Raw genomic sequence first — 11,590 nt, forward strand, 5'->3', positions numbered from 1 at the left:
GGGCCCGGCCGGTCCGGTGGATCGGGCCGGGCCCCGCCGGCGGGGCTTTCGGCCCCGCCGCTGTCGGCGTGGTCCGCGGGACCGGCCCCCAACCGCCGTCCTCTGGCTGCGGCTTGGGGCCTGTCCCGCGGGTCGTCAGACCCGGGCGGTGCCGTTGAGGGCGGTGAGCGGGGTGTCGGCGATGCCCAGCTCACCCGCGCGGTCGAGGAGTTGCTGGAGCTGACCGGCGTTCGTACCGCCCGACTGCATCATCTTCATCAGCAGCGCCGAGACCGTCAGGTTCTTGACGTCGGCCGAGCCCAACTGGCCGAAGATCCGGCCGAGGTCGTCGGTGAAGCTCGACGAGCCGTCCAGCCAGGGCGCGGCCAGGGCCTGCGCGGTACGGGAGTTCTCCACGAACCCGTCGACGCCCTTGCCGAACGAGATCGCGCTCATCAGGCGGTCGAAGAAGACCGACTCACCGCCGACGATGTCGATGTCGGCGTGCTCCAGGCCGGTCGCGAGGACCGTGGCCTGCGCCTCGGCGACCTGCCGCTGCGCCTCCAGGCCGGCCAGCCGGATCTCCTTCTCCGCTTGGAGCCGCAGCCGGTACTCCTCGTGCTCGCGGGAGGCCTCGTCCAGGGCGGCCATCGCGGCCGCCTTCTCGGTCAGGCCCGCCGCCTCGGCCTTCAGCTTCTCGCCGATCGCGGCGGCCTCGGCCAGCGCCTTGGCCTGGGCGCCCTCGGCCTCCGCGCGCAGCAGCGCCTCGGTGCCCTGGGCCTCGGCCAGCGCCTTGGCCTGAGCGCCCTCGGCCTCCGCACGCAGCCGGGCCTGCAGCGCCTCGGCCTCGGCGCGGCCGGCCTTCTCGATGACCTCGGCCTCCTGCTCGCGGACCTGGACGGCGGCCAGCCCCTCCGCGGCGGCCTCGGCCTTGACGGCCTCCGCCATGCGCAGCTTGGCGCGGGCGTCGAGGTCGGCGGTCTTCAACCGGGCCTCGGCCAGCGTCAGTTCCTCGGCCGCGCGGTGGGTGGCGGCCTGCTCGGCTGCCTCGGCGGCCTTGATGTCCTTGACCAGCTTCTCCTGCGCCTCCGCCTCGGCGGCGATGATCACGGCCTGGCGCTCGCGCTCCGCCTCCTCCACGGCGCGCAGCTTCTTGATGGACTCCTCCTGCTCGGCGACCGTACGGTCCACCGCGACCCGCTCGCGGACGACCTCGGCGATCTCCCGCTTCTCCGCCTCGACCTCCTTGTCGGCGGAGATCCGGGTGAGCTGGGTCTCCCGCTCCCGGGCGATGACCTCCAGGAGGCGGTCCTTCTCGATGCGCTCGTTCTCGATGGCGATGACCCGCTCGCGGTTCTTCGCGGCGACCGCGACCTCACGGGCCTGGTTCTCGCGCTGGACGCCCAGCTCCTCCTCGGTGCGCAGGAAGGCGCTCTGCGCGCGCAGCCGCTCCTCCTCCATCACGCGGGCGGTCTCGGCCTCCTCGCGGGCGCGGGAGGTCTCGATCTCCCGCTTCTGCTTGATCTCGGCGTCGGCCTGACGGCGCTCCAGCTCCAGGATGGCCTCGCGCGCGTCGACGTTCTGCCGGGTGATCTCCTTCTGTTCGGTGCGCTGCGCCTCGTTGGTGCGCACGTGCTCCACGGCCGTCAGCTCGGTGATCTTCCGGATGCCCTGGGCGTCGAGGACGTTGCCCGGGTCGAGCTGGGTCAGCGGCGTCTGCTCCAGGTAGTCGATCGCCGCGTCCTCGAGGTGGTAGCCGTTCAGGTCGACACCGATGACCTCGATGATCTGGAACCGCAGTTCCTCGCGCTTGGTGTAGAGGTCGGTGAAGTCCATCTGCTTGCCGACGGTCTTCAGCGCCTCGGAGAACTTGGCGTGGAACAGCTCCTGCAACGTGTCCCGGTCACTGGCGCGGGTGGTCCCGACGGCCTGGGCGACCCTGACGACGTCCTCGACGGTCTTGTTGACCCGCACGAAGAACGTGATGCGGATGTCGGCGCGGATGTTGTCCCGGCAGATGAGTCCCTCGCGGCCGGTGCGGGTGATCTCGATGGCCTTCACCGAGATGTCCATGACCTCGGCCTTGTGCAGCACCGGCAGGACGACCTGGCCGGTGAAGGTCACGTCGACCTTGCGCATCTTGGAGACGATCAGGGCCTTGCCCTGCTCCACCTTCCGGAACAGCCGGGAGAAGAAGAACAGCACGAGGACCACGACGAGCAGGCAGGCCGCGACGAGTGCGCCGATGAGTTCCATGGCATACGTCCTTGACGGTAAGGAACGGTGAGTAAAGGAGAGAGCGGGTGGCCGGGTCCGGCCCCCCGCCGTGTCCCGGCGGCTCAGGCGCCGGGCAGCGGGCGGCGGATGCGCCGCAACATCGTCGAGCCCCCTCTTCCCCCTGCGGCACACCGGGCGGCGGTACTTCCCCCTGCCGGTTCCGGAACCGGACATCTGCCGGTGCCCGGCACCGGAACCGTCCGCGGTGCTCCCCTGGCGACATGATGCCCGATCAGGTCCGCCGCGCACATTGCCGGTTTCCGGCAGCGTTCGATGGGGCTTCCATGCCGGTGATCTGACAGTGCAGCGTCAAGATCGGGAGTCCGGGGCCGGAACGTGCCTCCGCCTTCACGGGCCGTACCGGGTACAGGGCGGCGCGGTCCGCACCCGTCGGCGCCACGGGACCGCGAGGAGATCACGAGGAGGGCGTCCAGCGGGGGGCCGTGCGGGCCCAGGCGCTGTCCCAGGCGGCCAGGTTGCGGCGGCGGAGCAGCAGGCAGGCGGCGCCGTACGCCCCGGCGCCGGCGACCGGGACGGTCAGGGCGGCGAGGGCCGCCCAGCCCGTGCTGTGGCCGCGGACCTGAGCGCTGGTCAGGGGCGGCTCGGTGAGCCGCCCGTCGGTGTCGGCCCATACGTCGACGGAGCTGCCCGCGGGCAGACCGGGCTCGACATGGGTCCTGGCGGTGCGGGCGAGCCCGCCCGGGTCGGTGAAGCGGACCGGTACCGGGTAGCGGGTGTTCCTCTCCTCCGCGGAGCCCGGTTCGGGATGGCGGGGTGCGTCGTGCAGGAGGACCGCGGTGGTCTGGCGCCGCGTCCTGTCCTGGTGCTCGGCCGCCCGCTCGTAGTGGCGCAGGGCGGTGTCGCCGACGAGGAACACCGCCACGGGCGTGGCGGCCAGTACCGCCAGCAGGACGCCGAGGCCGATCCAGGCCTGGAGCAGGTCGCTCGGGCGGCGCAGCGGGTTGCGCCGCAGGCGCCAGAGCACGCGGCTGGGGAGTTCGTCGGGGAGCGGTTCGTCGGGGAACAGTCCTTCGGGGGGCGGCTGTGCCCGAGGGATGCCGCCGGCCATGCTGCGGCCCTCCTTCCGTGTCCTCGTGGGCCTCGTGGGCCCTGGCCCTCGTAGGCCCGTGGGCCCGTGTCCTCGTGGGCCCAGTGGGCCCGCGGACCTGGTGGGCTTCGTGGGATCCGTGGCGCTGGTGCGGTGGGGACGGGGGCTGGTCTAGAAGGCGGGCGGCTCGAAGGACTCGCCCGCCGGGCCGTCGGGGTGGTCGTGCGCGTCGCGCAGCAGGGTGGCGGCACCGCGGACGGCGGCGGTGTGCGGCGCCGCCACGGCCTTGAGGGGCGCGTGCAGTCTGCCCGTGAGGTGGTAGGTGATCTCCGGGCGCAGGGCGCCCCCGCCGGCCAGCAGCGCGCCCCGGCGCAGCGCGTCCACGGTGAGCGACGTACGGTCCTGGCGCAGCATCGCGGTCACCATCGTGGCCACCGCCTCGCAGATCTGCACCGGCGAGGCGGAGTCGAGGTCGCTGGTGCCCAGCGCGGTGCGGCGCGCGTCGACGACGGCGCCCTCCGACAACAGCACCACCTCGGTCAGATGCGCGCCGATGTCCACCACGAGCAGCGGGCGGGACAGGTCCGCGCCCGCGGCCAGGGCGACGGCCCGCGCGCTGGGAACGGTCAGCACCCCGCGCGGCCGCAGCACCTCCACCGCCGTACGGGCCTCGTTCCGGAAGGCCACCCCGTCCAGTACGGGGGCGGTGAGGACGACCAGGGGGCGGGTGAAGCGGGGCAGGCGGTTGCCGAGCAGGCGGTCGAGCATCCGGGCCGTGCCCGCGGTGTCGATGATCGTGCCGCGCTGGATCGGATACACCGCCCCGGAGCCGGGGAACGTCACCGTGGGAACGTCCAGGACGAGACCCCGCCCGGCGACCCAGGCGCGGGTACGGGCGCTGCCCATGTCGAGGGCGACGCCCCAGCCCTGCCGCCCCAGCGGCCACGACCGGTGCCGGGCGGCCGCGGCCGCACGCGAACGCTGGGTCACGCTCACCGCCCGGCCTCCCTGACCTGCTGGCAGCGCGCGCAGTAGCGGGCCTGCGGCACGATCTCCAGCCGTTCCCGTGCGATGGGACTCCGGCACAGGTGGCAGACGCCGTAGCTGCCGTCGTCCATACGCTCCAGGGCCGCCTCGACGTCGGCGAGGACCATGCGGGCGGAGGCCGCGAGCTTGACGCGGACCTCCACCTGCGAGGCCTGCCGCTGGAGCAGGGCGTCCGCGCGGGACGTCGCGGCGGCCGAGATCTGCTCCAGCTGCTCCTGACGGAACAGCCGCTGCTCGTCGAGGTTCGCGCGGAGCACGGCGAGGTCCTCGACCGTCAGGGACGTGTCGCGGTCGTCGATGATCTGGTGGTTCACCATTTCACCCCTCGGGCAGGGCGGAAGACGAAGGCAGGGCGGACGGGCGGGCGGCGGTCAGGCGCTGCGGCGCCGGCAGCCGACGCAGTGACCCGTGTACGGCAGGATCTCCAGGCGCTCCGCGGGAACCGGCTTGCCACAGCCCAGGCAGGTCCCGTAGGTGCCGTCCTCGATCCGGGCGAACGCCTCGTCGATCTCCTTGAGCACCCCCTGGATGGCCTCACGCTGGGAGGACATCAGGTGGTCGTCCGCCGTCTGCCCGGTCTCGCCGAGGGCTTCCAGCTGGACCATCCGGGTCTCGCGGGCGTGTTCAAGGCGCCGGCGGGCCTCCTGAGCAGACAGGCGCTCACGGGGTTCGGTCCGGGCGGCGTCGAGCGACATTTTCAGTGCCCTTCTTTCTGCAACGGGGGACGGGGGTCGGTCACAGCTCAACCCTGGTCGAACCCGCCGCGGTTTCCCATCGGGTCCAGAGCCCATTTGCGGCCGATCGGGGGATCCACTCGACCGGGGCATGGGTAGGTCGCACCCGGCGAAATGGGGAGCGTGCCCCATCGCTCCCGGCGGCCGGCGAACGGCAGACTGGCGGCAGGCCCGGTCGGGACCAGGGGCCGCGGCTCGTCCAGGATGCGCGATGCCCGACAGTAGAGGCAGACCGCATCACGGAAGGAGGCTTGACCCCGGTGTCCCTGTTCTGGCGGATCTTCGGGCTCAACGCGGTGGTGCTGGGCTCGGCCACCGCCCTGCTGCTGTGGGCCCCGGTGACCGTCTCGGTGCCGGTCGTGCTGACCGAGGCCGTCATCCTGGTGGGCGGCCTGGCCGTCATGCTGGTCGCCAACGCCGCCCTGCTGCGCTTCGGGCTGGCCCCGCTGGGCCGGGTGACGAAGCTGATGACCACCGTCGACCTGCTGCGCCCCGGCCAGCGGCTGCCCGAACAGGGCGGCGGTGAGGTCGCCGAGCTGATCCGCACGTTCAACGCCATGCTCGACCGGCTGGAGAACGAGCGCGCGACGAGCAGTGCCCGGGTCCTGCTCGCCCAGGAGGCCGAGCGGCGCCGTATCGCGCAGGAGCTGCACGACGAGGTGGGCCAGAGCATGACCGCGATCCTGCTCGCGCTCAAGCGGGCCGCGGACGAGGCGGCCCCGCCGCTGCGCGACGAACTGCACCAGGCGCAGGAGATCACCCGGTCGAGCCTGGACGAGGTCCGCCGGCTGGTGCGGCGGCTGCGGCCCGGCGTCCTGGACGACCTCGGTCTGGTCGCCGCGCTGACCTCGCTGACCCACGACTTCGCCACCCACACCGGGCTTCAGGTGGTGCGCCGCTTCGACGCCGACCTGCCCGCCCTGGAACCGGAGACCGAGCTGGTCCTCTACCGTGTCGCCCAGGAGAGCCTGACCAACGTGGCCCGGCACGCGGACGCCGAACGGATCGAGGTCAGCCTGCGGCGCACCGACGACGCCGTGGTGCTGGCCATCACCGACGACGGCCGCGGCATCAAGGCCGCGTGCGAAGGCGCCGGTATACGCGGCATGCGCGAGCGGGCCCTGCTCATCGGGGCCGGACTCGACATCGCCCCCGCCCCCGCGGCCGGAACCGAGGTCCGGCTGACCGCGCCCGTCGTCCCCAGGAAGCAGACCTGATCATGTCCGACCCGACCACGATCCGCATCCTGCTCGCCGACGACCACGCGCTGGTGCGCCGGGGGGTGCGGCTCATCCTCGACCAGGAACCGGACCTGGAGGTGGTCGCCGAGGCCGGTGACGGCGCGGAGGCCATCGAGATGGCCCGCACGCACGACATCGACCTCGCCGTGCTGGACATCGCGATGCCCCGGCTGACCGGGCTCCAGGCCACCCGCGAGCTGGTCGCGCTCAAGCCGGACCTGCGGATCCTGATGCTCACCATGCACGACAACGAGCAGTACTTCTTCCAGGCGCTCAAGGCCGGTGCCAGCGGGTACGTGCTGAAGTCCGTCGCCGACCAGGACCTGGTCGCCGCGTGCCGGGCGGCGATGCGGGACGAGCCGTTCCTGTACCCGGGCGCGGTGACCGCGCTCATCCGCAACTACCTCGACCGGGTCCGCCACGGCGAGGAGACCCCGGACCAGGTCCTGACGCCCCGCGAGGAGGAGGTCCTGAAGCTGGTGGCGGAGGGGCACTCCTCGAAGGAGATCGGCGAGATCCTCTTCATCAGCATCAAGACCGTCCAGCGGCACCGCGCCAACCTGCTGCAGAAGCTCGGTCTGCGCGACCGCCTGGAGCTCACCCGCTACGCCATCCGGGCGGGCCTGATCGAACCCTGACCGCCCGCCCCACGACCCCCCGGGGTCCCGGCTGCCCACTCCCCGGCCGGGATCCCGGGTACGACAGCGTCCGCCACGAGTGCCACCAGGAAAGGGGACGGTGCATGCACCGAGCGTCGAGCACCGTCTCCGCCTCCCGTGTGCCGGCCTTCGTGACGGCCGTCCTGCTCACCCTCCTGGCGGTCTTCACCACCGGCAGCCCCCCGCCACTGCCCGCACCCACCACGCCTACGCCGGTATCCGCGGCGGCCCTCGCGCCCGCCGGCACCGGAGCGGCCGGAGAGCACGAAGAGCACGGAAAGACCCGGGTGCCCGGCTCCGCTCCCGGTACCGGCGCCCCCGGCGCCGCGCGGCGTCCTGCGGACGCGCCGCATGCCGGGCAGGGGTGCACGGTCGTCTGCTCCGCGCAGGACGGCACCCGGCAGGAGTTCCACGGGGACCGGCCCGTCGCGCACGGGCAGTTCGCCACCACCGGGGACGTCACGGACGTCCCCCTCCCCGTACCCGGGCGGACGCGACCGGTCCCGGTGACCGTGGCCGCCCGCACGGTGCACGTGGTGCAGGACGGCGGCCGGGCGCCGCCGCGGGCCTTCGGCATCTGACGTCCCCCGTTCGCCCCTCGACCGCCGTGACCGCGTCGGCCGCAGTCGCGGCGTGCCTGCCGGAGGCCCCGTTGAAACGCACGAAACCCACGAAACGCACGAACCGAACCTCCCGAGTGAGAGCGCTGTTCGCCCTCGCCGTGATCGCCCTGTCCGTGTACATCGCCACCACCGTTCCGGTCCGCCTCGGACTCGACCTGCGCGGCGGCACCCAGATCGTCCTGGAGACCCGCTCCACCCCGACTGCCAAGGCCGACCGCGAGGCCACCGACCGCGCCGTGGAAGTGCTGCGCGGCCGGGTCGACGGACTCGGCGTCTCCGAACCGTCCCTCGTCCGCTCCGGCAGCAACCGGATCATCGTCGAGCTGCCCGGCGTGCAGGACCCCAAGAAGGCGGCCGACGTGCTCGGCCGTACCGCCCAGCTGACCTTCCACCCGGTGACCGGCGTCGTCGACGCCACCGAGGACCCCGCCCAGTCCGCGCCCGACGCCTCGAAGGAACCCGAGAAGTCGACGGAACCCGGGAAGCCGGAATCCGGGCAGACGGAACCCGGGAAGCCGAAGGAGCTCGTCCTGCCCGACGAGTCGGGGCAGCGGCTGCGCCTTCAGGACAGCGCCATGACCGGCAAGGACGTCAAGGGCGCCCAGGCCCTCTTCGACCAGGAGACGGGCGCCGGCTGGACCGTCACCGTCGACTTCGACAAGGCGGGCCGGGCCGCGTGGGCCAAGCTGACCAGTGAGGCCGCCTGCCGCCAGGTCGGCGACCCCGCGCGCCGGGTGGCCATCGTGCTCGACGACCGGATCATCTCCTCGCCGCAGGTCTCCCCGTCCGTCGCCTGCGGCACGGGCATCGCCGACGGCTCCACGCAGATCACCGGCTCCTTCGACGACGCCGAGGCCCGCGATCTGGCGCTGCTCATCAACGGCGGCGCCCTGCCCGTGCCGGTCGAGACGGTCGAGCAGCACACCATCGGCCCCACCCTCGGCGCCAGCGCCATCAAAGCGACCGCCTGGGCCGCGGTGATCGGCACCGCCCTGACGATCCTGTTCATCATCACCGTCTACCGCCTCACGGGCTTCCTCGCGGCCCTGGCCCTGCTCTGCTACGGAGTGCTCTCCTACGCCGCCCTGGCCGCCCTCGGCGCGACCCTGACCCTGCCGGGCCTGGCCGGTTTCGTCCTGGCGATCGGCATGGCCGTGGACGCCAACGTGCTCGTCTTCGAACGAGCGCGTGAGGAGTACGCCGGCATGCACCGGCCGAGTCCGCGCTCGGCCCTGACCGCCGGATTCCGCAACGCCTTCAGCGCGATCGCCGACTCCAACATCACCACGCTGATCGCGGCCGGGCTGCTGTTCTTCCTGTCCACCGGGCCGGTGCGCGGCTTCGCCGTCACCCTCGCCCTCGGAGTCCTCGCCTCCATGTTCAGCGCCCTGGTGGTCACCCGGGTGCTCGCCGAGTTCGCGGTGTCCCGCGCGTCGATGCGCCGCCGTCCCCTGCTGACCGGCCTCGCGAACACCGGCTGGATCCGCAACCTCGTCGTGCGCCGCGACCCGCAGCTGATGCGCCACCCGCGCCGCTGGCTGGCCACCGCCGCGGTCGTGCTCGTGCTCGCCGGGTCGGGCATCGTGGCCCGGGGCCTCAACTTCGGCCTGGAGTTCACCGGCGGCCGGCTGATCGAGTACACCACCGCGACCGCCGTGAACCCCGACCGGGCCCGCAGCGCCCTCGCCGACGCGGGCTTCCCCGGCGCGCTCGTGCAGTCCTCCAACGACAACGGCCTGACCGTGCGCACCGAGGACCTGACCGACGCCGAGGCGGCCAAGGTCACCGACACCGTCAGCTCCCTCGGCGGCGAGACGGAGAAGGTCCGCGACGAGCAGATCGGCCCCAGCCTGGGCGAGGAACTGCGCCGCAACGCGCTCATCGCCCTCGCCGTGGCCCTGGGCGCCCAGCTGCTGTACCTCGCCGCCCGCTTCCGCTGGCTGTGGGGCACCGCCGCGGTGACCGCACTCGCGCACGACGTCGTCATCCTCGTCGGCGTCTTCGCCTGGCTCGGCAAACCCATCGACGGCGTGTTCCTGGCATCGCTGCTCACCGTCATCGGCTACTCGGTCAACGACTCGGTCGTCCTGTTCGACCGGATCCGGGAGCTGCTCGGACGCGAGCGCAAGATGCCGCTGCCGCAACTCGCCAACCTGGGGATCCAGCAGACACTGCCCCGGACGATCAACACCGGCATGGGCGCCTTGCTGATCCTCGCCTCCCTGGCGGTGTTCGGCGGAGACTCGCTGACCGACTTCGCGCTCGCGCTGCTCATCGGTCTCGTGGTCGGCACCTACTCCTCGGTGTTCACCGCCACCCCGTTGGCCATCGAGATGCACCGCCGCCACAGTCGCACCTCGGGTCGCACCCCGGGCGGCACCCGGCGCGGCAGTCCCGCCCGCCGGTCCGCACCGGCCGCCCGGGTCTGAGGCGGCCGCTGGTGGGCGGCGGTGCACCCCGCCGCCCACCGGAAATGGGTACTGCGACCGATGGCCGCGGTGTGCTCGCGCGGCCACGCTGGAGGGTCAGGAGGGGGGCCGTACGTCACCGCGGCCCCCTCGTCACCGGCTCCTTTTGCCAGAAGGGCCAGTTCGAAGGGACCGTATCGCCGATGTCGTGGGAGACCACCAGCAGTGCCTCCGCGGCCGAGCGCCTGAGCGCGCACGATGCCCGGCAGCGCCTCGAACACGAGCGCAACTCCCGCCTCGCCCAGCTGCGGGCCGTCCAGGAGAGCGAGGACGGCGGTCAGGAGGCCGACGACCTCCTGACCGCGCAGGAGACCGCCCTGAAACGGGCGCTGAAGGACATCGAGGCAGCCTTCGCGCGGCTGGACGACGGCTCCTACGGCGACTGCGAGGACTGCGCCAAGCCCATCCCGGTGGAGCGTCTGGAGATCCTGCCGTACGCGCGCTGCTGCGTGCCCTGCCAGCAGCGCGCCGGCTGATCCGGTCCCCGCGCCCGACGGCGCCGCCGTGCGACGCGGTGCGCACGCGCGTTTCCTGCCCGGCACGCGCGTTTCCTGCCCGAGGTGAAGGAGGCCGACCGGTGATCCTCGGCGACAGCACGGCGACCGCCGCCCCGGGAGGCCGCGGGCCCACCGGGGCGGTCCACGGGCGCGGTCCGGGCATCGCCCTCGATCTGGGCAGTGCGCGGACCCGGGTCTGGGCTCAGGGCATGGGCGACATCCTCGACGTGCCCACCGTCACCCACCAGGGCTCGGCCGCCGCCCGCCCCGTGCGGCGCGGCACCGTCGTCGACCCGGCCGGCGCGACCCGACTCGTCTCCCGGCTGCTGGCCGACCGCGTCCCGCACGACGTCCGGCCCGTCGTCGTCGTGACCGCCCCCGTCCTGAGCGGGCCGCGGCCCCACACCGCCGCCGTCGGCGTCCTCCAGGTACTGCCGCCGCGGGCCGTGCTGACCATCGACGGGGTCCGGGCCGCCGCCCTGGGCGCCGGCGCCGACCTGTCCGGCGCGCTGCTCGTCATCGACGTCGGCGCGCAGCTCAGCGAGGTGGCCCTGCTCACCGACGGCCGGGTGGCCGCGGCCCGCCGGGCCACCATGGGCACCGACGACGTGCGCGCCGGCGCCCTCGCCGAACTGGTCACCGCCGTCACCACGATGGTCACCGGGCTGCTGCGCGACGACCCCCGGCCCGCATACGCCGACGCCCTCGACCGCGGCCCCCTGCTCGTCGGCGGCGGCGCCCTGCGGCCCGAGGTCGCCTACCGGCTCTCCGCGCGGCTGCGCAGCCACGTCCGGGCGGTGCCGCGGCCGCAGACCGCGGCGGTGCGCGGCGCCGTGGCCGCCCTGCACTCCGTCCTGCGCCATCCCGCCCTGAACCCGACGCGGCCCCTGCCGCCACTGTCGCCCCTGCCGTCCCTGCCGTCACCGCCACCGCTGCCCCCGCTGTGAGGCCGTCTGTGGGAACGCGGCGAGCTGGATTACGGTCCATACGGTTGTGCGCACGGTGGGGTGGGGGGAA

11 protein-coding genes are annotated in these 11,590 nt (G+C 73.3%); 6 read left to right on the top strand and 5 right to left on the bottom strand.

Features of this window, described 5'->3' with window-relative positions; translation table 11 throughout:
* Positions 1–135: 135 nt before the first annotated feature.
* From ACIHCX_RS17605 to ACIHCX_RS17625, 5 genes are all read right to left on the bottom strand, one after another.
* Positions 136–2,235: an SPFH domain-containing protein gene (locus ACIHCX_RS17605; RefSeq protein WP_400030261.1), complete on the bottom strand. Its 2,100-nt coding sequence runs from the start codon at positions 2,233–2,235 to the stop codon at positions 136–138.
* Positions 2,236–2,671: 436 nt separating this feature from the next.
* Positions 2,672–3,325, bottom strand: a complete 654-nt coding sequence (locus tag ACIHCX_RS17610) for a hypothetical protein (RefSeq protein ID WP_400030263.1) — start codon at positions 3,323–3,325, stop codon at positions 2,672–2,674.
* Positions 3,326–3,475: 150 nt separating this feature from the next.
* Positions 3,476–4,300, bottom strand: a complete 825-nt coding sequence (locus ACIHCX_RS17615) for a rod shape-determining protein (RefSeq protein WP_400030265.1) — start codon at positions 4,298–4,300, stop codon at positions 3,476–3,478.
* Positions 4,297–4,668, bottom strand: a complete 372-nt coding sequence (locus tag ACIHCX_RS17620; RefSeq protein ID WP_400030267.1) for a TraR/DksA family transcriptional regulator — start codon at positions 4,666–4,668, stop codon at positions 4,297–4,299. Before ACIHCX_RS17620 ends, ACIHCX_RS17615 begins: the two co-directional genes overlap by 4 nt.
* A 54-nt stretch (positions 4,669–4,722) precedes the next feature.
* Positions 4,723–5,046: a TraR/DksA family transcriptional regulator gene (locus ACIHCX_RS17625; protein WP_400030269.1), complete on the bottom strand. Its 324-nt coding sequence runs from the start codon at positions 5,044–5,046 to the stop codon at positions 4,723–4,725.
* 299 nt (positions 5,047–5,345) lie between these two features.
* On the opposite strand from ACIHCX_RS17625, the gene ACIHCX_RS17630 reads away from it, so the two are divergent.
* The 6 genes from ACIHCX_RS17630 to ACIHCX_RS17655 all read left to right on the top strand — a co-directional run bounded on the left by ACIHCX_RS17630 (position 5,346) and on the right by ACIHCX_RS17655 (position 11,520).
* Entirely contained in the window at positions 5,346–6,302 is a 957-nt protein-coding gene (locus ACIHCX_RS17630; RefSeq protein WP_400030816.1) for a HAMP domain-containing sensor histidine kinase, read from the top strand.
* Positions 6,303–6,304: 2 nt separating this feature from the next.
* Positions 6,305–6,964, top strand: a complete 660-nt coding sequence (locus ACIHCX_RS17635; RefSeq protein ID WP_141359772.1) for a response regulator transcription factor — start codon at positions 6,305–6,307, stop codon at positions 6,962–6,964.
* 104 nt (positions 6,965–7,068) lie between these two features.
* Positions 7,069–7,566 (top strand): hypothetical protein, encoded by a 498-nt coding sequence (locus tag ACIHCX_RS17640; protein WP_400030272.1) that lies wholly within the window; start codon positions 7,069–7,071, stop codon positions 7,564–7,566.
* A gap of 116 nt (positions 7,567–7,682) precedes the next feature.
* Positions 7,683–10,037, top strand: coding sequence for a protein translocase subunit SecD (gene secD / locus ACIHCX_RS17645; RefSeq protein WP_400030274.1), 2,355 nt, complete (start codon positions 7,683–7,685; stop codon positions 10,035–10,037).
* Between the two features lie 182 nt (positions 10,038–10,219).
* Positions 10,220–10,552: a TraR/DksA family transcriptional regulator gene (locus tag ACIHCX_RS17650; RefSeq protein WP_400030276.1), complete on the top strand. Its 333-nt coding sequence runs from the start codon at positions 10,220–10,222 to the stop codon at positions 10,550–10,552.
* 101 nt (positions 10,553–10,653) lie between these two features.
* Entirely contained in the window at positions 10,654–11,520 is an 867-nt protein-coding gene (locus ACIHCX_RS17655) for a rod shape-determining protein (RefSeq protein WP_400030278.1), read from the top strand.
* The last annotated feature ends 70 nt before the right edge of the window (positions 11,521–11,590 follow it).

Source organism: Streptomyces sp. NPDC052043, from assembly GCF_044548235.1.
Taxonomy (GTDB): domain Bacteria; phylum Actinomycetota; class Actinomycetes; order Streptomycetales; family Streptomycetaceae; genus Streptomyces.

Excerpts from the sequence above, each read along its gene's own strand:
- ACIHCX_RS17605 (WP_400030261.1), bottom strand. The coding sequence starts at position 2,235 with ATGGAACTCATCGGCGCACTCGTCGCGGCCTGCCTGCTCGTCGTGGTC.
- ACIHCX_RS17610 (WP_400030263.1), bottom strand. The coding sequence starts at position 3,325 with ATGGCCGGCGGCATCCCTCGGGCACAGCCGCCCCCCGAAGGACTGTTC.
- ACIHCX_RS17620 (WP_400030267.1), bottom strand. The coding sequence starts at position 4,668 with ATGGTGAACCACCAGATCATCGACGACCGCGACACGTCCCTGACGGTC.
- ACIHCX_RS17625 (WP_400030269.1), bottom strand. The coding sequence starts at position 5,046 with ATGTCGCTCGACGCCGCCCGGACCGAACCCCGTGAGCGCCTGTCTGCT.
- ACIHCX_RS17635 (WP_141359772.1), top strand. The coding sequence starts at position 6,305 with ATGTCCGACCCGACCACGATCCGCATCCTGCTCGCCGACGACCACGCG.
- ACIHCX_RS17640 (WP_400030272.1), top strand. The coding sequence starts at position 7,069 with ATGCACCGAGCGTCGAGCACCGTCTCCGCCTCCCGTGTGCCGGCCTTC.
- ACIHCX_RS17650 (WP_400030276.1), top strand. The coding sequence starts at position 10,220 with ATGTCGTGGGAGACCACCAGCAGTGCCTCCGCGGCCGAGCGCCTGAGC.